Raw genomic sequence first — 22,368 nt, forward strand, 5'->3', positions numbered from 1 at the left:
CCACGGAACCGTCCCAGGTCGTTTTGTGCGCCGCCCCTTGGGAAGCAATGGCGATTGGTCCTGCGACCAACGTCCCTACGCCTGCTCAAACAATTCATTGCTTCGGAAAGCGCCGTAGGTAAATCGTTTGCCGAGCGCTGTTTCAGCGCGAATACCAAGACAAACATAGAGCTCTGCCCGGACAAGAGGATAGACGCGGCGACCGGCGATGTCTGACGCTGTTCATAGCTTCGCCCCGTGAAGCCAAATCCATGAATGCCGCGATGGCTGATCAGCGCCTTTCCTATATGCTGCGTGATATGGGTCACCGCTACAGCAAAGAGCCTCAGCTATCGTCACCCCACCCGGTCGGGACACTATTTTATCTTTGAGAAGCGCAGCACCATCGGTGATACCGGACTGATCGCTCGGCGCGGAACCATACGAATGAGAAGAGTGAGCGCAAGGGGCGGCCTAGCGCCGTGTCGCAGCACCAAAATCCAAGCTTGGATGACATTTGACAGCACCCCGTCGAACACGGTGCGGGATTTCGGCTAAACGGGAAAAGGCCCACGCAACTGCATCGTCTGCCCCCTTACTCTTTCAGCGGGGGCCATTCCAGGATCGTATCGCCAGACGATACAAGCTTCGAAACGTTTCCCACACCAAACACAGAGCTTTACGGGCGTGAGCGTTTGGCTCCCCCGATCAAACGCATACGAGAGGGTCACGCCAACTCGCATAATCTGCGCCTTCTCGACCCAGAGCAGGTCTCAGCTTTCGCGATACGACCAGCGCCTAAGCATTCCTGAGCGGCCTAACTCGCGAGCAAAGATACCCTACGGGGCATGCTCCTCTCTGCGCCAGATCGCAAAGGAAGGGCGCAACTCATGAACGAGATGGCGTCATCCGGACGTGCCTATGGCATGCGAACTAAGCAGGCAGTGACCTGTGCAAATCTCGATTTGGAAAGTTGGACCCGAAGGAAAATGGCTGGGGGACCTGGATTCGAACCAGGGCTGACCGGGTCAGAGCCGGTAGTTCTACCGCTAAACTATCCCCCAGCAGTTGAGCCGTAGCTCAGTGCCTTGCGGTGGCGGTCAGATAGCATCCACCCCACAGCGCCGCAACCCCCCTTTTTGCATTTTTTTCGACAAATCAGTCTTTGTCCCGTCACAAAATCCTTGCTGTGCTGTGCCAGCGCTATCACATTGTTTTTTACACAAGATTTCCGGTGCATCGCACCATCACAAAAAGGGGACGATCATGGGCTACCGCCAAAGCGATGCTGCTTCCCCCTCGATCGGGGGGCACGCCCCCAGGCATTTTGCCGCCCTCGATCTCGGCACCAACAATTGCCGCCTCATGATCGCCAGGCGAAGCGGGCACGGTGTGCAGGTGCTCGACCGCCAGAACCGCATGGTCTGCCTCGGTGAAGGGCTGGTTGAAACCGGCGAACTGAGTTCGCGTGCCATGGATCGCGCCATCCGAACACTCGACAGCTACGCCGCACGCATGGATGGCCTCCCCTCGCTTCAGGTGCGCGCCGTCGCCACGGAAGCGTGCCGCCGCGCCCTCAATCGCGACAGCTTCCTCTCGCGCGTGCGCTCGGAAACCGGCCTCTCTCTGGAAATCATCTCCCCAAGGGAGGAGGTAGAACTTGCTGTTGAGGGATGCCGGACCTTGCTGCACCGCGACCCCGAAGGGGGTCGACGGGCTATTCTTTTTGATATCGGCGGCGGCTCGACGGAAGTAGCGTGGCTTAGATTGCATCCAGAGACGCACGAGCACGAGGTTGTCGGCCTCGTCAGCCTGCCCTTTGGGGTTGTGACCCTCTCGGAGCAGTTCGGACACAAGCGCGGTGAGCAGCGTGGCGAAGACCCCGCCAGCCTGTATGAAGACATGGTTCGCCTCGTGCAGGAGCCGCTCACGGCATTCGAACGTGTTCATCAGATCGGTCAGGAAATGCGCCGAGGTGCCGTGCAGATGCTCGGTACGAGCGGCACGGTAACAACTTTGGCCAGTGTCGCGCAAAACCTGGCGCGCTACAGCCGCCATGCCGTTGATGGCTTCACGCTCACAGCAGAAGCCGCTTACGACGCCATCGGGCTTGTACGTCAGGCCGCCTCAGGCCAGCAGGAAACGCCTCCCGGCCTCACCCCGGACCGACAGCATTTCATGCTACCTGGCTGCGCGATTTTCGACGCCATCCATCGTGTCTGGCCATCACGCGAAATCATTGTCGCGGATCGGGGGCTCAGGGATGGGATGGTGGCCCGCATGGCGTCGCAGTCGCATCGCTCGCGCGTTCATGCTCAAGGTATGCGTCAACACGCGCCCTCCCATGACAGACACGCGAATTATCGTGGCCATCATGCACCGTCTTCCTTTATGGGACGCGCATGAGCAAAGATAATGACAAGCGCGGCCGTCAGGGCGGCAAGGTGCAGGAGCGCCGTATTCCGGGCAAGGCCCTCAAGAGTTCGGCCGCACCAGGTGAGTCAGACAGCGCATTGGATGGCAGCTCTGTCCAGACGGCGCGTAACAAGACAACCATGCTGCGCACGGCGCGCGGGCGCTCCACGGCGCAGCAGCGTTGGCTGAACCGCCAGCTCAACGACCCTTATGTGGCCGCAGCCCGCAAGCAGGGCTGGCGCTCGCGCGCTGCCTTCAAGCTGATTGAAATCGATGACCGGCTCAAGCTGATCAAGCCCGGGGTGAGAATTATCGATCTTGGCGCTGCGCCGGGAGGCTGGACACAGGTTGCGGTCAAGCGCGGTGCCAGCGCTGTCGTGGGCGTGGATCTGCTGCCGGTCGACCCTGTCAGCGACGCTACAATTATAGAAGGCGACTTCACAGATCCCGACATGCCTGCGCGACTGATCGAATTGCTGGGCGGCCCCGCTGATCTGGTCTTGTCCGACATGGCACCCAACACAACAGGCCATGCGCCAACAGATCACCTGCGCATCATGGGACTGGCGGAAGGTGCACTCGATTTTGCAATGCAGGTTCTGGCGGTTGGCGGCGGATTCGTCGCCAAGGTGTTTCAGGGCGGTTCCGAGCGGCAGATGCTCGAGCCCATGAAACTGGCCTTCTCAAGTGTGCGTCATCTCAAACCCCCTGCGTCGCGCAAGGAGTCGAGTGAGCTCTATGTTGTGGCGACCGGCTTCCGCCCCGATCGCCTCAAGCAGGACTGAGAGGCGCCCCTTACTCGGTCACGTCCCACAGCCAGGCGGCACCGCGCACGCCTGAGCTGTCGCCGTGCTTGTTGCGCACGATGGGGGTGGTGCAGGTCGGGGTGATCACATGACGTGCCAGCAAGGGCGGCACACGTTCATAGATGCTGTCGAGGTTGGACACGCCACCCCCAAGCACGATGATGTCAGGATCAAGGAAGTTGATCGCTAGAGCACATGCGCGCGAGAAGCGGTCCATGTAGCGATCGAGCGCCCCGATCGCAGCAATATCACCGTTAGCGGCGGCTTCCTCGATCCCTGCCGTGTTATGGTGCCCGACGCCCTTCCAGTCCTTCGCCAGCTCCGGTCCGCAAAGATAGCGTTCAAGACAGCCCTCGTTGCCGCAGAAGCATTTCGGCAGGGGGAATTCTTCCAGACGCACCCAGGGAAGTGGCGTGTGGCCCCACTCGCCCGCGATGCTGTGCCGACCGCCAATGACCTTGCCATCGACAACAATACCAGCGCCCATACCGGTACCGATGATGATGCCGAACACCGTACGGTTCCCTGCGCCAGCGCCGTCTGCGGCTTCCGACAAGGCGAAGCAGTTCGCATCGTTCTCAACACGTACCGAGCGATTGAGGGCACGATCGAGGTCGATACCGAAAGGCTGGTTGTTCAGCCAGGTCGCATTGGCGTTCTTGATAAGGCCAGTCTCGGGCGAGATCGAACCCGGAATACCGATGCCGAGTGTCGAGGTGAGCTGGCCCGGCGCCGCAAGATGCGAGGCCACGCTGCCAAGGCGCTGATCGACGCTGGCGACGAGATCGCGCACAGCGATCACGGCATCTTCATAAATTCCCGGGTTCGGTACGCGTTCGCGCAGTTGCAGATCGCCAGCGCGATCGAGAACTGCGATTTCGATTTTTGTGCCACCGAAATCGATGCCGAGGCGATAATCAGCCATCTCATGCCTTACTGATGTTGCTTCTGAAAACTGCGGCGCATGTTGCGGACGAATACGGTCCGAGTAAAGATCTATTGGTCAAACAGAGCGGTCAAACAGCGCCCGATCTTGAAACACACATGGCGCTGCGCGCATAGTCCTGAAAATGACAGCCTCGCCCCCAGAAACCCTGCTCGACGTTCGTGGAATGGCCTGCCCCTTGCCGGTGCTCCGGGCCCATCGCAGCCTCAAGACCCTCTCGCCGGGTGCAAAGCTGCGCGTTTTGGCCACGGACAGGGCAAGTGTTGCTGATTTTCAGGCATTCTGCCGCGAGACCGGCCACGCGCTGATAGCGTTTTCGGAAGATGGCGAGACACTCTCCTTTGTGATTCGTCGCAAATCGGACACAGCTGTGTCCTTGCCTGTCACGGAATAATCATACTCTCTCCACCCTTGGGCTTGGAGAATGGAGTGCGACAGGTTATCCCTCCATCCCAATGGCCGTCATATGCTGACGGCATTTTTCCGAAACAGCGGAGCGGGACGGCAGTTACGGCATGGACGCACAGCTATCACAGCTCTCTTTCGAGGATGCCCTGTCAGAACTCGACAGGATTGTACGCGGCCTCGAAAGCGGTCAGATGAAACTCGAGGACGCGATAAGCGCCTATGAGCGAGGTGCTGCCCTGCGCCGCCATTGTGAAACAAAACTCTCGGAAGCCGAAATGCGCGTTCGGGCTATCACACAGCGTGATGGTACGACAGGCACAACGCCGCTTGCCGAGTTCGACGAGAATTCTGGCGGAAAAGCCCCATGACGACCACCTCATCACCCTCAACTGCATCGCCCGAGACCCTTGCGGCCTCACTTGGCACGGCAGCGCGCGCGATCGAAAGCACTATTGATCGCCTTCTTCCCATGGTTGAAGGCGACGAATCGGTTCTGATTGAGGCCATGCGCTACGCAGCCCTTGGCGGTGGCAAGCGACTGCGCGGCTATCTCGTGACAGAGATTGCCGGCATTTTCGGGGCAGAGCCCGAGGGCGCCCTTCGTGTCGCGGCCTCGGTCGAAATGCTTCACGCCTACAGTCTGGTTCATGATGACCTGCCTGCCATGGATGATGACGATCTACGCCGCGGGCAGCCCTCAACGCACAAGAAGTTTGACGAGGCCATTGCCATCCTGGCTGGCGACGCCCTCCAGACCTCTGCCTTTGAGATCCTGGCGGACGAGGCCACCCATTCCGATCCTTCCGTGCGTATCGCCCTGGTGACCGCACTGGCACAGGCGTCGGGTGCGGCAGGCATGGTCGGCGGTCAGGTGGTCGATATCCGTGGCGAAGGCAAATCGCTGCCGCTCGATCAGGTGCGACGCCTACACGCCATGAAAACCGGCGCGCTGATCCGCTACGCCGCCGAGGCCGGTGCCATTCTTGGTGGCGCAACGCGCGTTCAGCGCGACGCCATCATTGCCTATGGTCGTGATATCGGCACCGCCTTTCAGGTGGCCGATGACGTGCTCGACACCACGGCCAGCGCCGAGGAACTCGGCAAGACGGCCGGCAAGGATGAAGCTGCCGGCAAATCCACCTATGTCTCCCTTCTCGGCATTGACGGCGCACGTGCGGAAGCCGCGCGCCTTGTCGAGCAGGCCACACAGGCCCTGACCTCTTTCGGGACCGAAGCAGCCGCGCTCAGAGCCCTGGCACACTACATCGTCGAGCGCAGGAATTAAGAGAATGAGCGATACCACCAAACCGAACCAAGCCTCGTCGATCCCGACCATGGGTCGTTTTCCTCATCTCGACCGGGTCGTCATTCCCGCCGATCTGAGAAACTTCTCGACCGACCAGCTCAAGCAACTGGCTGAAGAGCTGCGTTCCGAGACGGTAGACGCGGTGTCCACCACGGGCGGCCACCTTGGCGCTTCCCTTGGCGTGGTCGAGCTGACCGTGGCCATGCACGCCGTGTTCAACACGCCCGATGACCGAGTCATATGGGATGTCGGCCATCAGGCCTACCCGCACAAGATCCTGACCGGGCGCCGCGACCGTATCCGCACGCTGCGCCAGCCAGAAGGTCTCTCGGGCTTCACGCGTCGTTCGGAAAGCGAGTACGACCCGTTCGGTGCAGCCCATTCCTCCACGTCCATCTCTGCCGGTCTCGGCATGGCCGTGGCGCATCATCTGCGTGCCAATGATGATCCGTCCTATGAAGAGCGCAATGTGATTGCGGTCATTGGCGACGGGTCGATTTCGGCTGGCATGGCCTATGAGGCCATGAACAATGCCGCCGTGGCCGGTCCTGGCGCCAAGCGGCTGATCGTCATTCTCAACGACAACGAGATGTCCATCGCGCCTCCGGTCGGCTCGATGTCCAACTATCTCTCCCGTCTCATGACCTCGCGTCAGTTCCTGAGCCTTCGCGATCTGGCAGGCAAGCTGGCGAAGCGCCTGCCTGCCGGGCTGGAACGCACCGCCAAGCGTGCTGACGAACTGACGCGCGGCCTGATCACGGGCGGCACGCTGTTCGAGGAACTCGGCTTCTATTATGTCGGTCCGGTTGACGGTCATGACCTCAACCAGCTGGTGCCGATCCTGCGCAATCTTCGCGACAGCGATGAAGGCCCGGTCCTGCTGCATGTCATCACCGAGAAGGGACGCGGCTACAAGCCAGCTGAGTCCGCGGGCGACAAGTATCACGCTGTCAGCAAGTTCAACGTGATCACGGGTGAGCAGAAGAAGGCTCCCGCCGGTCCGCCGAGCTACACCTCCGTCATGGCACGCGAATTGCTGCGTCATGCCGAGATGGATGAGCGCATCACGGCCATTACTGCGGCAATGCCCTCGGGCACAGGTCTGGACAAGTTTGCCCAGAAGCATCCCGAGCGCTTCTTCGATGTCGGCATTGCCGAGCAGCACGCCGTAACCTTCGCTGCCGGCATGGCTTCGGAAGGGCTGCGTCCTTTCTGCGCCATCTATTCCACCTTCCTGCAGCGCGCCTATGACCAGGTAGTGCATGATGTGGACCTGCAGAACTTACCCGTTCGCTTTGCCATTGACCGTGCCGGTCTTGTCGGTGCCGATGGTGCTACCCATGCTGGCTCATTCGACCTGAACTATCTGTGCTGCCTGCCGAACATGGTGGTGATGGCCCCGAGTGACGAGGTCGAACTGACCCATATGACCGCCACGGCCTGCGTGTACGATGCGGGTCCGATCGCGTTCCGTTACCCCCGTGGTGGTGGCACGGGTCTCGATTTGCCGGAGAAGGGCGAGGTTCTCGAGATCGGTCGTGGCCGCATCGTCCGTGAGGCAGTTCGTCAGCCCGGCAATAAATCCGGCGTCGCCATTCTCTCGCTGGGTACGCGCCTGACCGAATCGCTCAAGGCAGCCGATCACCTTGCTGCGCAGGGCATTGCCGTGACTGTTGCCGACGCACGCTTCGCCAAGCCGATCGATACGGCTCTCGTCGAACGTCTGGCCCGTGAGCACGATGTCCTGATCACAATCGAGGAAGGCGCAGCAGGCGGCTTCAGCAGCCTCGTGGTCCGTCATCTGGCCGAGACGGCTCTTCTCGATCAGGTCAGGTTCCGCCCCATGGCGCTGCCTGACACCTATATCGATCATAACCTGCCGGACGTGCAGTATGACGAGGCCGGGCTCAATGCGCCGCAAATCGTCGATACGGCGCTTGCCGCGCTTGGTGCACAGAACGCCCAGCAGACGGCCTGATGGCCAAGAAGCGGGCAGACGTCCTGCTGGTCGAGCGCGGGCTTGTCGAGAGCCGCGCCCGCGCGCAGGCGTTGATCATGGCGGGCCTTGTGTTCACCAAGGACCGCCGCATTGCCAAGGCGGGCGATATGCTCGCCGAGGATACTGTGCTTGACCTCAAGGGGCAGGATCACCCCTGGGTCTCGCGCGGCGGTCTCAAGCTGGACCATGCGCTCAGCCATTTCGGGCTCGATCCCACGGGAGCGATAGCAGTAGATGTCGGTGCCTCCACAGGGGGTTTCACCGATGTGCTGCTGACCAAGGGCGCCACAAAAGTCTATGCCGTCGATGTCGGGCACGGTCAGATTGCATGGAAGCTGCGGTCAGACCCGCGCGTTGTCGTCATGGAAAAGACCAATGCCCGGACGCTGGATGAGACGATCATCCCTGACCCAATTTCCATTGTTGTCTGTGATGCGAGCTTCATCGGGCTACGCATCGTACTGCCCCCTGCCCTCGCTCTCTGCCAGCCGGGTGGATGGGCGGTGGCCCTGATCAAACCGCAATTCGAAGCCGGACGCTCCGAGATTGGCGCGAAGGGCGTCGTGCGTGACGCCGCGGTGCATGAGCGTGTTTGCGCTGAAATCCGTGCCTGGTGGGAAGAACTCGAAGGTTGGGAGGTTCTTGGCATTGAACCAAGCCCCATCACTGGCCCCGAAGGGAACCGCGAATTCCTGATCGCCGCCCGACGCGTTTGAAGAGTCGGGCGCACTGCATCTGAACGTAGCGAGAGGGTCAGCCCAGAAGCGCCCCGTGCCTTGCAGCAGTTTTGCTTGCGTTCCCGGTGCCTATTCGTGATAGAGCACCCCCATGTCCGACATCTCGACCACACTCGACCTGAATGAGCAGGAGCGCGCGCGCATCCTTGCCAAATCCGCGCTTTTTGCTCCGCCCCCGGCTGTCCTGCCCGACGGGCGGCGTGACCTCGTGGGCCTGTCCCGTGAAGAGCTGATTGCCGAGATGGCGGAATTCGGTGAAAAACCGTTCCGGGCCAAGCAGCTCTGGCATTGGATCTATCATCAGGGTGCCACCGATTTCGCCCGTATGAGCAGCATCGCAAAGCCGCTCCAGGCGAAACTTGCAGAGCGCTATGTCGTTGGCCGCCCGGCGACGAGCCTGGAGCAGACCTCCAGCGACGACACACGCAAATTCCTGTTCCGTTTCCGCGATGGGCAGGAAGCCGAGACCGTCTATATACCGGACCGTCGCGAGGACCGCGGCGCAGTCTGCATCTCGTCTCAGGTAGGCTGCACTCTTTCCTGCACATTCTGCCATACCGGCACGCAGAAGCTGGTGCGCAATCTGGGTGCGGCGGAGATCGTGTCGCAGTTCATGGCGGCCCGGGATTCCTACGGTGAATGGCCGAGCCCCAAGGGCGAGACACCGCGCCTGCTCTCGACCATCGTTTTGATGGGTATGGGCGAACCGCTCTACAATTACGACAACGTGGCCAAGGCGATGCGTATCGTGATGGATGGCGAGGGGATCGCCCTGTCACGCCGCCGCATCACGCTCTCGACGTCGGGCGTGGTTCCCATGATGGATCGCTGCGGCGAGGAACTCGCCGTCAACCTCGCGATCTCGCTGCATGCCGTAACGAACGATCTGCGTGACAAGATCGTACCGCTCAATCGCAAATATCCGATCGAGGAACTGATGGCGGCGTGCCGACGCTACCCTGCAGCCTCGAACTCCCGACGCATCACTTTCGAATATATCATGCTGCGTGGCATCAATGACAGTGAGGCCGATGCCCGTGAGCTGGTGCGCCTGATCAAGGGCCTGCCCGCGAAGGTGAACCTGATCCCCTTCAATCCGTGGCCGGGCTCAGAATTCAAACCATCGACGCGTGAGCAGCTGCAGAAATTTGCCGCCATCGTGATGGATGCCGGATTTGCCGCGCCAATTCGTATGCCGCGCGGGCGCGATATCCTGGCAGCCTGTGGTCAGCTCAAGACCGAGAGCGAGAGACTGCGCCGCAGCACAACTGCCGACGCAGAATAACCCGGTGCTGGTCAGCCTGTCAGGCTGGCCAGTGCGCGAGGCGAGTGATAAGAATGACTCTGTATTTGTCATTCTATCAGAGGGAAGCCTGGCCTCATGACTGCCCGGGACGTCAAAAAAGTTGTTCTCGCCTACTCGGGCGGGCTGGATACTTCCGTCATTCTGCGCTGGCTGCAGAAGGAATATGGCTGCGAGGTGGTCACCTTCACCGCCGATCTCGGTCAGGGCGAAGAGCTGGAGCCTGCACGCCGCAAGGCCGAAATGTTCGGCGTCAAGGACATCTTCGTCGAGGACCTGCGCGAAACCTTCGTGAAGGATTTCGTGTTCCCGATGTTCCGCGCCAACGCGCTGTATGAGGGGCAGTACCTGCTGGGTACGTCAATCGCGCGTCCGCTTATCGCACAGCGCCAGATCGAGATCGCCAAGATGGTCGGTGCCGATGCCGTGGCCCATGGCGCAACCGGCAAGGGCAATGATCAGGTTCGTTTCGAGCTTGGCTATTATGCGCTGCAGCCCGACATCAAGGTCATCGCGCCGTGGCGTGAGTGGAACCTGACCTCGCGCACCAAGCTGCTGGCCTTTGCCGAGGAAAACCAGATTCCGGTCACCAAGGACAAGCGCGGCGAGGCACCTTTCTCGGTCGATGCCAACCTTCTCCACTCGTCTTCCGAGGGCAAGATCCTCGAAGATCCCGCAGTCGCTCCCGATGAAATCGTTTTCCAGCGCACCATTTCGCCCGAAAACGCGCCCGATGTCGCAACTGAAATCGCCATCGATTTCTTCGAAGGTGATCCGGTTGCGCTCAATGGCGTCACGCTTTCCCCCGCCGAACTGCTGACGCGCCTCAACAAGCTTGGCCATGACAACGGCATTGGCCGTCTGGACCTTGTCGAGAACCGCTTCGTCGGCATGAAGTCGCGTGGCATCTACGAAACACCGGGCGGCACGATCCTGCTCACGGCGCATCGCAGCATCGAATCCATCACGCTCGACCGCGAGGCCATGCACCTCAAGGACAGCCTGATGCCGCGCTATGCCGAGATCATCTACAATGGCTTCTGGTTCTCGCCCGAGCGCCACATGCTGCAGGCGCTGATCGACACCAGCCAGAAATCGGTCACGGGCCGCGTGCGGCTGAAGCTCTACAAGGGCAACGTGATCTGCGTCGGCCGCGAAAGCCCGAACAGCCTGTACGACACCCGCGTTGTCACCTTCGAGGACGATGAAGGGGCCTATAACCAGATCGACGCTCAGGGCTTCATCAAGCTCAATGCGCTGCGCCTGCGTCTGGGTGGCCAGATTGGCCGCACCGGCGGCCAGCCCTGATCGCCAGCGTCCAGAGGTACACCATGCGTATATCCCGCTCCATCAAGACCCTCGTTGCCGGGGCGTCTTTCCTCGCTCTCGCAGCCTGCGGCGGCCCGAAAGAAGAGCCGGAGCTGACGCCCGAGCAGTTCATGGCCAAGGTCCGCGCGGAGCCGGGGGTCAAGGCCCTACCCGACGGTCTGGCCTACAAGGTGCTGAAATCCGGCCCCAAGGACGGCGAACAGCCGTCCAAGGGGCGCCAGATGATGCTGATCTATGAAGGCCGCCTGCCCGATGGCGGGATCTTCGATAGTTCGGAACAGCATGGCAACGGCGCCTATATGCAGATGCCTCTCGACGGCCTCGTGAAGGGCTGGATGGAAGCCCTCCCGATGATGCATGTGGGCGATACCTGGATGCTCTATGTCCCGCCCGAGCTGGGCTACGGCAAGCGCTCCATGGGTATCATCCCGCCGAATAGCCCGCTCGTGTTCAAGATCCAGCTTCTGGGTCTTGGTGGTCAGGAACAGTAAGGGTCTGACCATGCGCGCCCCCCTCGCTCTCGCGCTTCTTGCCGCACTCGCTCTCACGGCCTGCGGCAAGAAAAGTGCGGGGCAGAAGATCTACGGTCCCAATTGCGGCATCTGTCACCACGGCGGCAACGGCCTGCCCGGTGAAGTGCCCCCATTGGTCGGGCGCCTTGACCTGATTGCCAAGACGCCGGAGGGGCGCGACTATCTGGCGCGTGTCATGCTGAACGGTCTCGATGGCCCCATCGAAGCCAATGGCGGTCGCTATAGCTTTTCCATGCCGAGCTTCCGCAGGTTGAGCGACGAGCAGCTTTCGCTCATCCTCAACTGGTTGATTTCGCGTGGTGCGACACATCCCGCACCTCAGATCACGCCCGATGTCATCGCGGCGGCCAGAAAAGAAGAAATCGGCTCCAACCGCGTGCATGCCATGCGGCAGGCCCTCTCGGCCAAGGGGCAGATTCCCTGATCCAGGAGCGGGCGAACCGGAGCTCTCTGTCTTAACGAGCCTCCTGCCCTGCCCTCACTGTCGCGTCGTGTGGGCGACAAACGTTCAGGGTGGCGCCCAGTGGCTTTCGCAACGGGCTTCGTAAAGATCGTCATCGCCCGCCTCGAGTACATACGCGGTCTGGCGCTTCTTGGCCGTCCAGTACGCCGGCGCCCCGCAAACATGGCAACGCGCCTGCAGCAGGACATATCGATCGGCCATGGCACGCAGCCGGGCCATGACATCGAACGCCTGACGCATGAAATCAGTGTCGAGGCCTGACACACTGACATGAATTCCCTGGTCCAGCGTCCGGTTGATATCGGCCACAACGTCACCCGCATAATGCGGCGCGATCATGAAATGCCCCTCATCAAGCAGGATATGGTCGTATTCTGCGGCATCGTCAGGCCATGCCCTTACCGATCGTGCAGGGCGTCTCAACCCGACACGACTATGGATAGCGGCACCTGAACGCGTATCGAAGGCAGGGGCGAGGCACAGTGTGGATCGGACATCCGGGTGCTCCTGCAACAGATGGGCAGATTTCCCCGCAAACATTGGGCCTGCATAGACTGTCAGAATTCCCCGTACCAAAAATCTTCTCCCGCAGCTCGATGCGCAGGGTAAAACGCGCATTGGCGAGGCATTACAGGCATTTGCATGGGCTCGGCAATCTTTCCACTTGACCGCTATGGCAGCACATTCGACAACACTGCCCATGCAACGTGTATTTTCCGGCATTCAGCCGACCGGCGTCCCCCAGCTTGGCAATTACCTTGGCGCAATCCGCAACTGGGTCCGGTTGCAGGACGATCATGACTGCGTTTTCTGTCTGGTTGATATGCACGCCCTGACCGTGTTCCGCGAGCCCGCGCAACTTCGTCAGGACAGTCTGGCGCAGGCCGCCTGCCTGCTTGCCTCGGGCATCGATCCGCAGAAACACGTGCTCTACAACCAGTCTGCCGTCAGCGCGCATGCGCGTCTCGGCTGGATTTTCAACTGCGTGGTTCGCCTTGGCTGGCTGAACCGCATGACGCAGTTCAAGGAAAAAGCGGGCAAGGACCGTGAGCAGCATTCTGCCGGCCTGTTCGTTTACCCTGCCCTCATGGCGGCGGACATCCATGCCTTTCACGCCACACGCGTACCTGTTGGCGAAGACCAGAAGCAGCATCTCGAAATCGCAAACGACATCGCTGCCAAGTTTAATCATGATTACGGGGTCGATTTCTTCCCCACGATCGAGCCGCTCATACCCCCTTCCGCCGCACGCGTCATGAGCCTGCGCGACGGCACAAAGAAAATGTCCAAATCGGATCCCTCCGCGCAATCACGGATCGAACTGACGGATACGGCTGATGAGATCGCGCTGAAGATTCGTAAGGCGAAATCGGACACGGAACCCCTGCCCTCGGAAAATGCCGGTCTCGCCGAGCGCCCCGAGGCGCGCAATCTCGTCACCATTTTTGCCGCCATGTCCGATCTGAGTAATGACGACGTTCTGGCGCGCTTTGGCGGCCAGGGCTTTGGTCCTTTCAAATCAGCGCTGGCCGAATTGCTGGTTGAAAAGCTCGCACCCGTCGCCAACGAGACACGCCGTTTGCTGGAAGATCGCGCGCATCTCGAACAGATCCTGCGTGAAGGCGCTGCCCGAGCCAACACGATTGCCGAGCCGATCGTCACTGAGGCGGAACGCCTCGTGGGTTATCTGCGCTAGAACTGCCAGCAACATGCAGGGAGCCGGTGCAGACCACCGCGCTCCGGAGGAGGTCCATCTCATGAAGCAGGCATTTCACCGTCTGTCGGTACGCACCCGCGGCAAGGGCCTCACCATGATCACCGCCCCGATACTCGATTGGGTATCGGAGAGCGGAATAACGGACGGGCTCCTCACCCTGTGGTGCCGGCATACCTCAGCATCACTCATCGTGCAGGAAAACGCTGATCCGACGGTGCAACAGGACATCAACAGCTATTTTGAGGATCTGGTGCCCGAAAGCCGGGCCTATCGTCACGATTACGAAGGCGCTGACGATATGCCAGCCCATATCCGCTCCGTACTGACCAATGTTCAACTCACGATCCCGGTCATGGGCGGTCGGCCGGTGCTGGGCACATGGCAGGGTATCTACCTTTTCGAGCACCGCCGCGCCTCACACGGACGCGAGATTGTGCTGCATCTCCTCGGTGACTGAAACCTGACCGGCATGCGCCAGACATGCCGGTCAGACAAGGCTTCTACCAGCGCTTGACCCAGAATTCCGCCGGGCAGTTATCCTGATTTTGCGGCGATGCCAGATAGCTCCCTGCCGCAGGGAAGAGATGCATCTTGCCGGGTGCCAGCGTGAACCAGAGCTGCGTCAGAACAATGCGTCCCTCATGATCGGTCTCGCATCGCAGCTGCATGGCACGTGGCAGGGTGGTCTGGCTCGCTGTTCTGAAAAACGCCACAAGGTCATCATGACGCACCCGCAACCCGGCGCGTTCGGCAAGATAGGTACCCATCGGTGACTGCGCGAACCGCTCGCGCAAGGCGCTCGCCTTGGCGAAGAACGGACCCGCAGAATAGCCGAAGCAAGCCCCGTGTTTGACCCACTCATGTGTGATCAGCGAAGGCTGGGTGTGCGGCATGATCTGGTTCAGCGTCGCGCTCATGGCGTTATCGAGCACAGGTGCCTGAGCATCGGGCTCGAGCAGGCTGCACCCGTCACGCCACCAATGCTCAACCGGAATACTCTGCGCCTCCAGCGAATGGGGTTCTGACGCCCATAGACCGTGAAGCCCGATCAGGGGCTGGCGTGGCTGATCGGCGCTACATCCTTTGCCGACAGTGCAAAAGCCGGGCTGCCACGTCAAAGCCAGCGTGTTGTGATCGAAGTCAGCGTGACGTGTCGGTGTCAAGGCGGTCGGCCAGGGTGCGGGTCCGGTGCTGCATCCACCGAGCGCCGTCACACCCAGCGCCATGACAACCAGTGCGAGGCATGAGAGAGATCGCCATAACGCGCCCAGGCTCGCGGAAAGGGACTTGATCATCGGGAGGAAGCTCCGAGCAGGCTTGCGTGATGGGCCACATGGTCACGAATAACGGTCTGGATGAACCAGTATGAGTGATCGTATCCCTCATGATAGCGCAACGTGAGCGGCTGCCCTGCCGCCGCCGCCGCATTTTCGATCAGATCAGGCCTCAATTCCTGTGCGAGGAAAGGGTCCGCGACCCCCTGATCGATCAGGATGCTGGCAGGATGGATGCGATCCGCCTCAAGCAGCGAGACTGCATCCCATTGCGCCCAGATATCACGATCACTGCCTAGATAAGCCGTGAATGCTTTCTCACCCCAGGGAACGACCGAGGGATGCACAATCGGAGCGAGCGCGCTGATCGAGCGCCACTGATCAGGATTGCGCAGCCCATGCACCAGGGCACCATGCCCACCCATCGAATGACCCATGATCCCGAAAGATGCGCCATCGAGCGTGAATAGTCGCTTCAGCAGCGCGGGAAGCTCTGCGTCGATATAGCTGCCCATACGGTAATGTCGGTCCCAGGGTGTGATGAGCGCGTCCAGATAGAAGCCTGCCCCGGTGCCGAGATCATAGCTTTCCTCCTCGCCCGCAATGCCTGCACCGCGCGGCGAGGTATCGGGGGCCACCAGCATCAGCCCGTGCTCTGCGGCATGGGCAATGATTGTCGATTTCTGCAGGAACGTCTCATGCATGCAAGTGAGCCCAGCAAGCAGGAAAAGCACCGGAACGACCTCACCACGCAGCGCCTGCGCGGGCTGGAAAACACTGAATTGCGCATCCAGACCCAGAACTTCGGATCGGTGCCGCCAGCAAGTCACGCTGCCGCCGTGACAAAGCTGATCGGTGATTTTTTCCGGCGTCAAGCGTCGAATTCCACGACGGAGCGGATCGACTTGCCCTGGCTCATCAGCTCGAAGCCATAATTGATCTCGGACAGCTTGAGATTCTGGGTAATCAACGAATCAATATTGATGCGCCCTTCCATATACATGTCGACGATTCTGGGCACATCGGTGCGCCCCCTTGCCCCGCCGAAAGCCGAGCCGATCCAGCGCCGTCCCGTCACCAGCTGAAATGGACGCGTGCTGATTTCCTGACCGGACCCGGCCACGCCGATCACGCAGGAAACACCCCACCCGCGATGGGCGCATTCGAGCGCCTGACGCATCAGCTTCACATTACCCACACACTCGAAGGTGTAATCCGCGCCTCCACCGGTCAGCTCGACCAGATGGCCCACTAGATCGCCATTGGGGCCCAGATCGGCAGGGTTGACGAAATGCGTCATGCCGAACTCACGCGCAATGGTGGCACGCTCGGGGTTGAGATCGACACCGACGATCTGCCGGGCACCGACCATGCGGGCCCCCTGCACGACATTGAGCCCGATCCCCCCCAGACCAAACACCACAACAGTCGACTCTGCCTCAACCTTGGCCGTGAACAGCACGGCGCCAATCCCTGTCGTCACGCCGCATCCGATGTAGCAGATCTTGTCCAGCGGCGCGTCGCTACGCACCTTGGCCAGAGCGATCTCGGGCAGCACAGTGAAATTGGCAAAAGTCGAGCAGCCCATATAATGATGGACCGGCTGCCCCTTGTAGGAAAAGCGCGTTGTGCCGTCAGGCATAAGCCCCTTGCCCTGTGTGCCGCGTATCGAGGTGCAAAGATTGGTCTTGCGCGACAGGCAGGACGGGCAGTTCCGGCACTCGGGCGTGTAGAGCGGGATGACATGATCGCCCGGCTTGAGCGAGGTCACGCCAGAGCCGACCTCGCGCACAATGCCCGCCCCTTCATGGCCGAGGATGGCAGGAAACAGGCCTTCCGGGTCATCACCGGACAGGGTGAACTTGTCCGTATGGCACAGGCCTGTGGCCTTGATCTCGACCAGAACCTCGCCCGCGCGCGGTCCCTCGAGCTGTACCGTGTCGATTTCCAGCTTTCGACCGGCCTCGAGTGCAAGAGCGGCAATCACATCCATCTTATCAAATCTCCGATCACAGGCTGTTCACGATACGTCACAGAACAGATTACGTTTTAACGAGTTTTATCGGGGGCGTCCTGTCTAAGATATCGCCCCAGCCCAACAGCAGCTTTTTAGGACCAAAACACCTTGATCGTCGACAAGAATTACGGCCTTTGGATCCTGTTACGTGAGACAGCGGTCCCACTTGGTATTCTCGCCTTGTGGGATTTCGTCGTCGTCATTCTCTATCAGGTCTATCATCAGGAATGGATGGAGCAACCTGCACTTCCCATCTCACTGATGGGCTCGGCACTGGCCCTCTTTCTGGGTGTTCGGAACAATGCCGCCTACGCCCGCTGGTGGGAAGGCCGGTCACTCTGGGGCCTGATCACGAATAACTGCCGCTCCTTCGCCCGAGAGGCCGCAACGCTGCTGGGTGGCCGTCCTGACCTTGCACGCGCCATGGCCGCTTATCCCTACCTGCTGCGTACAGCGCTTTCCAATTTGGAGCAGGGTCCGGAAGCCCGACGCCTGCTCACGCCAGAGATGTATGAGCGCATCATGGCCCGCAACAACAAGCCCAACGCGCTGCTTTATGAAATCGGCCTCGGTGTGGCTGAGGAAGTGGCACTCAAGAACATCGACGGCGCCGTGCATGGCACGGTCGATCGTATCCTGTCCGATCTTGCCAATGCCCAGGGTGGGTTGGAGCGCATCAAGAACACGCCGCTGCCCATACAATATTCCGTCCTGCCGCTGCTGGTGGTGCATGTTTTCTGCATCGTATTGCCGCTTTCGGCCGTACAGTCGCTCGGCTGGATCACACCGCTGGGTTCGAGCCTTGTGGGCTTCCTGTTCCAGGCGCTGGACAAGAGCGGTCGCGACCTTCAGGAACCGTTCGTTCCCAGCAAGCACGCCCTGCCCATGCTGACCATGTCGCGCAATATCGAGATCGACCTGTTGCAACCCATCGGCGACGATGTCGGCAAGCCCATTCCACCCAGCCGTGGCGTGCAGCCCTGATCGCTCTCGATACCTTGCCCGCCTGGCGGATGCACGCCGGGCAACAGCCTGTCAGAGGCACAAGACAAACTGTGGAATTTCTGATATAGGCCTGTGCCATGAGCACGTTCAAAACCCCTCCCAAGGGAGGCATGACAGACGCGATGGCGCGTAGCGCCGCCGCGCTGACCGCAACACAGGCCGACTCTCATGCCGGAGACGACGATCCCTTCCAGGAAGGGGATTCCATCGTCTACGCCGCACATGGTGTCGGTCGCGTCGACCGCATCGGTGTCGATGAAATTGCCGGAACGAAGCTGGAAATCATCCAGATCTCGTTCCCCGGCAACCAGATGACACTGCGCATCCCTCTCTCGAAGGCCCGCAAATCGGGGCTGCGCAAGATCGTCACGCGCGATATTGTCGAGAAGGCGATGTCGATCATCAAGGGCAAGCCGCATGTCAGCAAGGGCATGTGGGCGCGTCGTGCCGTTGCCTATCAGGAAAAGATCAACTCGGGCGATCTGATCCAGATTGCCGAAGTGCTTCGTGACCTGCGCCGCAACGTCGACAGCCTCGATGGCAGCTTCAGTGAGCGCAAGCTGTTCGAAGCGGCACAGGAACGCTTCGTTAGCGAAGTGGCCGTTCTCGAAAACAAGGACCCTACGGCCGTCCTTCAGGCTCTGACAGAGACCATGAAAGCGGCCTGAGGTTTCAGGCATCCTTTCGCGCCCGGGTGCGTTTCACTCTTCAATCTGACCTGCCAGCCCTCAAGGGCTGGCTTTTCTCATGGAAGAGGAGCGCACCGCGTGGCTGAAGAAACGAGCAAACGTTTTGCCCACAAGAAGATCCTGATCACAGGAGCCTCACAGGGTATCGGCGAAGATGCAGCCATGCATTTCGCTCGCGAAGGCGCGCAGGTCGCCATCAATGGCCGCAAGGCGGAAAAGCTACAGCCTCTGCTGGAAAAACTCCCGAAACCGGTTGATGGCAATCATCTCATCGTCGCCGGCGACATGTCGGTCGAGGAAGATGTCGATCGCGTGATGAAGGAAACACTCGAAGGCTTCGGCGGTCTCGACGTGCTGATCTGTAACGCTGGTATGCAGATCGAATGTCCGTCGGAGGAGATCGCCCTCAAGGACTTCAACATGGTGATGGCCGTGAACGTCACAGGCGTTGTCCTTTGTGCCCGTGCTGCGCTGAAATACTGGCGTGAGAACGATGTCCCCGGCAATATCATCGTCAACAGCTCGGTGCATCAGCAGATCCCCAAGCCGCATTATCTCGGGTACTCGGCTAGCAAAGGCGCGGTTGGTAACATCGTGCGCACGCTGGCACTCGAATATGGCCGCTACAATATTCGCGTCAACGCTGTTGCCCCCGGCGCCATCGTCACCCCCATCAATGATGCCTGGGTGAAGGATCCGGAGAAATATGAGGCGACGGCCAAACATATTCCGATGAAGCGCCCGGGTGAGTGTCGCGAGATCTCCGATGCGATGGCCTTTCTTGCCTCCAAGGAATCAAGCTATATTACGGGGCAGACCCTGTTCGTTGACGGTGGGCTGACGCTCTATGCCGATTTCGAACAGAACTGGTCGTCCTGAATCGTTCGAGATCCACGCCTATGTCACTTCCTCCTACCATCCTTGTCGTCGAAGATGATTTCCTGATCAGATCCTGCCTGATCGAATTCCTTGAGGACAGCGATGTACATGTACTGGAGGCCGATACCTGCGAATCGGCGCGACGGTTGATCGATAGTGATCAACCGCTCGACGTGATGATCATGGATATCTCCCTGCCGGATGGCAGCGGGGCTGATCTCGGGCAGGAAAGCCGCGTCAAGCGGCCAGACCTGCCCATCATATACACAACAGGCCACGGTGTGCAGGTCGACCAGAACTCTCGCCTCGACCGTGTCATGACCAAACCCTACCAACTGGATGCCATACTGAGCGTGGTTCAGGAGCTCGTTCCGGAGTCTTGACCGTGTTCTCCCAAACAGCCCAAACAACAGCCCAAGACGTGGAGACGCAGCAGACTCTCTTGGCGGAATCCTTTCGGCGGCAGGATATGGCGCAATGTCTCGCACTCCTGAAAAGAATGGTGCCGGGACAAGGAGCCCACCCTCTCGAGGGCCTTCTACGGCTGGCTGAGGCGCTGGACCGACGCGGTGATCTCCTGATGCTCGTTGAAACTGCGAGCAAGAGCGCGCCTGACGATTGCCGCCTGCTCGAACTCAGTGGCACATTGCTCATGCAGAGAGGCGAGCTGGCTGAGGCTGTTGCCCGCCTCGAACTGGCCGTATCGCGTCGCCCCTGTCATCTACCAGCTTTGAGCCTGCTGGCCACGGCGCTCAATCAGGCCGGGCGGTTCAATGAGGCCCGGGCCGTGCTCGACAGGATCTACACCCTGGACCCTGCCGATCCGAGCTCGCTCTCCAACATCGCCTATCTCATGTCTGCAGCTGGAGACATGGACGCGGCGCTCAACCTGTACCGGAAAGCCATCCAGATCCAGCCCAATCACCCGCAGATGCGGCTGAATTACTCCATCGCCCTGCTCAAGGCCGGATATTTCCAGCAGGGATGGACCGAGCATGAATGGCGGTTCCAGCTTCCCGGCCATACCTCCCTGCCCATGGCGCGCCTTTTGCCCAACATCACCCCCGCGCTGGACCTTCGAGGCAAAAAGGTGCTGGTGACCCATGAAGAGGGATACGGCGATACGTTCATGTATCTGCGCTACATCCCGCTTCTTGCCGAGCGCGGGGCGATCATACGCGTCTGGGGGGCCGGCATCATGGCGGATCTTTGCCGTCGTGTTGCCGGGGTCGATAGCGTACAGGTGGGCGGAGATATTCCGCCATATGACTACCATTGCCCGTTCATCAGCCTGCCCCGTGCTTTCGCAGCCAGCAAAACGCCATTCGGTATCACACCGCCCTACATCACGGCCGATCCAGCGAAATCCGCCCGCTTTGCCACGCGTCTCGCGCAGGATAGGAAATTGCGGGTGGGCATTGTCTGGGCCGGTGCGCCCCGCCGGGATCAGACCGAAGCCTATATGCTCGACCAGCGCCGTTCGATGCCGCTCTCGGCACTGGCTCCGCTTTTCTCGCTCGATGGGGTCAGCTTCTACAGTCTTCAGAAAGGTGACGCAGCGGCACAGCTCGCCTCAATGCCCAACCCCGTTATTGACCTAATGCCTGCAATCGAGAGCATGGATGACACGGCAGCCCTGATCGACAACCTCGACATCGTGGTTTCAGTCGACACCTCGATGGTCCATCTCGCAGGTGCCATGAACAAACCCGTCCTGCTGATGGACCGGATCAATCCGTGCTGGCGCTGGATGACCGACCGTGAGGACAGCCCGTGGTACCCTTCCCTGCGCATCGTTCGTCAAACCACAGCGTGGGAATGGCAGGACGTCGTCTCCCGGGTGAGGAACATGATCTCACACAACGCCGAACGGAAAATCCATGACGCATGATTATCAGGCCGCCAAAGCGCGCGTATCCCGGCTCCTGACACGGCCGGGGCGGGTGATTCTAGGGCTGGCTGGCGCACCGGGGGGCGGAAAATCTACCCTCGCAGCCCAGCTTGCTGAAGATTTCGCTGATCAGGCCATGGTCGTGCCCATGGATGGCTTTCATCTGGCCAATCGCGAACTGGCGCGCCTCGGTCGAGCTGGCCGAAAAGGTGCTCCCGACACCTTCGATGCGACCGGCTTTGTGAGCCTGTTGTCGCGCATACGTCATCAGGAAGATCAGATCGTCTATGCGCCTTTTTTCGATCGTGCGATCGAGGAGCCGATCGCGGGCGCCATTCCGGTTCTGCCCAATGTGAAACTGGTCATCGTGGAGGGAAACTATCTTCTCTGCGATGGTCCCTGGAGCCCGGTCCGCGTCTGTCTGGACGAAAGCTGGTTTGTGGCGACCGACGAGGCGCAACGCAATCTGTGGCTTGAAGCGCGGCACGTTCAGTTCGGGCGCACACCGGAAGAAGCCAGGGCGTGGATTGAGAGCACCGATGCCCCCAATGCGCAGGTCATCCTCGCGACGCGCGACAAGGCGGATTGGATCTACGTGCCAGCACTCACAAGTTAGCGCCATTAGTGGCTGCCCGGTTGTCGCCTCCTCTAGCGCCAACCGGGACGTAACAT

The 22,368-nt window shown here is 60.4% G+C and carries 25 protein-coding genes and 1 tRNA gene; 19 read left to right on the forward strand and 7 right to left on the reverse strand.

The window, feature by feature from the left end; all coding sequences use genetic code 11:
• Both P792_RS38820 and P792_RS28285 read right to left on the reverse strand, forming a co-directional pair.
• The coding region (locus tag P792_RS38820; RefSeq protein WP_235075458.1) for a hypothetical protein at nt 1–308 on the reverse strand (308 nt) is incomplete at its 3' end.
• Nucleotides 309–969: 661 nt separating this feature from the next.
• A tRNA-Gln gene (locus tag P792_RS28285) sits at nt 970–1,043 on the reverse strand.
• Nucleotides 1,044–1,245: 202 nt separating this feature from the next.
• Here P792_RS28285 and P792_RS28290 point away from each other — a divergent pair.
• Nucleotides 1,246–2,385, forward strand: a complete 1,140-nt coding sequence (locus P792_RS28290) for a Ppx/GppA phosphatase family protein (protein WP_023978690.1) — start codon at nt 1,246–1,248, stop codon at nt 2,383–2,385.
• The gene (locus tag P792_RS28295) at nt 2,382–3,179 is read left to right on the forward strand and encodes an RlmE family RNA methyltransferase (protein ID WP_031240796.1); all 798 of its coding nucleotides are present in this window, start codon (nt 2,382–2,384) and stop codon (nt 3,177–3,179) included. The genes P792_RS28290 and P792_RS28295 overlap by 4 nt, the downstream gene beginning before the upstream one ends.
• A gap of 10 nt (nt 3,180–3,189) precedes the next feature.
• Here P792_RS28295 and P792_RS28300 read toward each other — a convergent pair whose 3' ends face one another.
• Nucleotides 3,190–4,125, reverse strand: coding sequence for an ROK family protein (locus P792_RS28300; RefSeq protein ID WP_023978692.1), 936 nt, complete (start codon nt 4,123–4,125; stop codon nt 3,190–3,192).
• A 145-nt stretch (nt 4,126–4,270) separates the two neighbouring features.
• Between P792_RS28300 and P792_RS28305 the strand changes: the two genes are divergently transcribed.
• The 9 genes from P792_RS28305 (at nt 4,271) to P792_RS28345 (ending at nt 12,185) form a co-directional block, all read left to right on the forward strand.
• Entirely contained in the window at nt 4,271–4,540 is a 270-nt protein-coding gene (locus tag P792_RS28305; protein ID WP_023978693.1) for a sulfurtransferase TusA family protein, read from the forward strand.
• A 121-nt stretch (nt 4,541–4,661) separates the two neighbouring features.
• Nucleotides 4,662–4,922 (forward strand): exodeoxyribonuclease VII small subunit, encoded by a 261-nt coding sequence (locus P792_RS28310; RefSeq protein WP_023978694.1) that lies wholly within the window; start codon nt 4,662–4,664, stop codon nt 4,920–4,922.
• A complete protein-coding gene (locus P792_RS28315) occupies nt 4,919–5,839 on the forward strand; it encodes a polyprenyl synthetase family protein (RefSeq protein WP_023978695.1) in 921 nt (306 codons plus the stop codon). Before P792_RS28310 ends, P792_RS28315 begins: the two co-directional genes overlap by 4 nt.
• Before the next feature lie 4 nt (nt 5,840–5,843).
• On the forward strand, nt 5,844–7,838 hold the full coding sequence (dxs, locus tag P792_RS28320) for a 1-deoxy-D-xylulose-5-phosphate synthase (RefSeq protein WP_023978696.1): 1,995 nt from the start codon (nt 5,844–5,846) through the stop codon (nt 7,836–7,838).
• Nucleotides 7,838–8,575: a TlyA family RNA methyltransferase gene (locus P792_RS28325; RefSeq protein WP_023978697.1), complete on the forward strand. Its 738-nt coding sequence runs from the start codon at nt 7,838–7,840 to the stop codon at nt 8,573–8,575. The genes dxs and P792_RS28325 overlap by 1 nt, the downstream gene beginning before the upstream one ends.
• Nucleotides 8,576–8,687: 112 nt before the next feature.
• Nucleotides 8,688–9,881, forward strand: a complete 1,194-nt coding sequence (gene rlmN, locus P792_RS28330; protein WP_023978698.1) for a 23S rRNA (adenine(2503)-C(2))-methyltransferase RlmN — start codon at nt 8,688–8,690, stop codon at nt 9,879–9,881.
• Nucleotides 9,882–9,977: 96 nt separating this feature from the next.
• Nucleotides 9,978–11,207, forward strand: coding sequence for an argininosuccinate synthase (locus P792_RS28335; RefSeq protein WP_023978699.1), 1,230 nt, complete (start codon nt 9,978–9,980; stop codon nt 11,205–11,207).
• Between the two features lie 23 nt (nt 11,208–11,230).
• The gene (locus tag P792_RS28340) at nt 11,231–11,719 is read left to right on the forward strand and encodes an FKBP-type peptidyl-prolyl cis-trans isomerase (RefSeq protein ID WP_023978700.1); all 489 of its coding nucleotides are present in this window, start codon (nt 11,231–11,233) and stop codon (nt 11,717–11,719) included.
• A 10-nt stretch (nt 11,720–11,729) separates the two neighbouring features.
• The gene (locus P792_RS28345; protein WP_023978701.1) at nt 11,730–12,185 is read left to right on the forward strand and encodes a cytochrome c; all 456 of its coding nucleotides are present in this window, start codon (nt 11,730–11,732) and stop codon (nt 12,183–12,185) included.
• Between the two features lie 84 nt (nt 12,186–12,269).
• Here P792_RS28345 and P792_RS28350 read toward each other — a convergent pair whose 3' ends face one another.
• The gene (locus P792_RS28350) at nt 12,270–12,800 is read right to left on the reverse strand and encodes a thymidine kinase (protein WP_023978702.1); all 531 of its coding nucleotides are present in this window, start codon (nt 12,798–12,800) and stop codon (nt 12,270–12,272) included.
• Between the two features lie 124 nt (nt 12,801–12,924).
• Here P792_RS28350 and trpS point away from each other — a divergent pair, with 124 nt between their 5' ends.
• Together trpS and P792_RS28360 are read left to right on the forward strand one after the other, a co-directional pair.
• On the forward strand, nt 12,925–13,920 hold the full coding sequence (gene trpS, locus P792_RS28355; RefSeq protein ID WP_023978703.1) for a tryptophan--tRNA ligase: 996 nt from the start codon (nt 12,925–12,927) through the stop codon (nt 13,918–13,920).
• A gap of 61 nt (nt 13,921–13,981) precedes the next feature.
• Entirely contained in the window at nt 13,982–14,398 is a 417-nt protein-coding gene (locus tag P792_RS28360) for a secondary thiamine-phosphate synthase enzyme YjbQ (protein ID WP_023978704.1), read from the forward strand.
• Nucleotides 14,399–14,441: 43 nt separating this feature from the next.
• On the opposite strand, the gene P792_RS28365 is transcribed toward P792_RS28360, so the two are convergent.
• Genes P792_RS28365 through P792_RS28375 form a run of 3 tightly spaced genes read right to left on the reverse strand, consistent with a single transcriptional unit; the run spans nt 14,442 to nt 17,208 of the window.
• Nucleotides 14,442–15,236 carry a ribonuclease T2 family protein gene (locus P792_RS28365; RefSeq protein WP_023978705.1) on the reverse strand — a complete coding sequence of 265 codons (795 nt, stop codon included), beginning with the start codon at nt 15,234–15,236 and terminating at the stop codon, nt 14,442–14,444.
• The gene (gene fghA / locus P792_RS28370; protein WP_031240802.1) at nt 15,233–16,090 is read right to left on the reverse strand and encodes an S-formylglutathione hydrolase; all 858 of its coding nucleotides are present in this window, start codon (nt 16,088–16,090) and stop codon (nt 15,233–15,235) included. The genes P792_RS28365 and fghA overlap by 4 nt, the downstream gene beginning before the upstream one ends.
• The gene (locus P792_RS28375) at nt 16,087–17,208 is read right to left on the reverse strand and encodes an S-(hydroxymethyl)glutathione dehydrogenase/class III alcohol dehydrogenase (RefSeq protein WP_023978707.1); all 1,122 of its coding nucleotides are present in this window, start codon (nt 17,206–17,208) and stop codon (nt 16,087–16,089) included. Before P792_RS28375 ends, fghA begins: the two co-directional genes overlap by 4 nt.
• A gap of 132 nt (nt 17,209–17,340) precedes the next feature.
• Here P792_RS28375 and P792_RS28380 point away from each other — a divergent pair, with 132 nt between their 5' ends.
• From P792_RS28380 to P792_RS28405, 6 genes are all read left to right on the forward strand, one after another.
• Nucleotides 17,341–18,216: a bestrophin family protein gene (locus tag P792_RS28380; RefSeq protein ID WP_023978708.1), complete on the forward strand. Its 876-nt coding sequence runs from the start codon at nt 17,341–17,343 to the stop codon at nt 18,214–18,216.
• A gap of 98 nt (nt 18,217–18,314) precedes the next feature.
• Nucleotides 18,315–18,905: a CarD family transcriptional regulator gene (locus P792_RS28385; RefSeq protein ID WP_023978709.1), complete on the forward strand. Its 591-nt coding sequence runs from the start codon at nt 18,315–18,317 to the stop codon at nt 18,903–18,905.
• Nucleotides 18,906–19,004: 99 nt separating this feature from the next.
• Complete coding sequence (locus tag P792_RS28390) at nt 19,005–19,805, forward strand: glucose 1-dehydrogenase (protein WP_031240803.1); 801 nt, start codon at nt 19,005–19,007, stop codon at nt 19,803–19,805.
• A 20-nt stretch (nt 19,806–19,825) separates the two neighbouring features.
• Nucleotides 19,826–20,188, forward strand: coding sequence for a response regulator (locus P792_RS28395; RefSeq protein WP_023978711.1), 363 nt, complete (start codon nt 19,826–19,828; stop codon nt 20,186–20,188).
• Between the two features lie 197 nt (nt 20,189–20,385).
• Nucleotides 20,386–21,696: a tetratricopeptide repeat protein gene (locus tag P792_RS28400; RefSeq protein WP_235075459.1), complete on the forward strand. Its 1,311-nt coding sequence runs from the start codon at nt 20,386–20,388 to the stop codon at nt 21,694–21,696.
• Nucleotides 21,686–22,312 carry a nucleoside/nucleotide kinase family protein gene (locus P792_RS28405; protein ID WP_023978713.1) on the forward strand — a complete coding sequence of 209 codons (627 nt, stop codon included), beginning with the start codon at nt 21,686–21,688 and terminating at the stop codon, nt 22,310–22,312. Before P792_RS28400 ends, P792_RS28405 begins: the two co-directional genes overlap by 11 nt.
• Nucleotides 22,313–22,368: the final 56 nt, after the last annotated feature.

This window comes from Asaia sp. SF2.1 (assembly GCF_000505765.1).
Taxonomy (GTDB): Bacteria; Pseudomonadota; Alphaproteobacteria; order Acetobacterales; family Acetobacteraceae; genus Asaia; species Asaia bogorensis.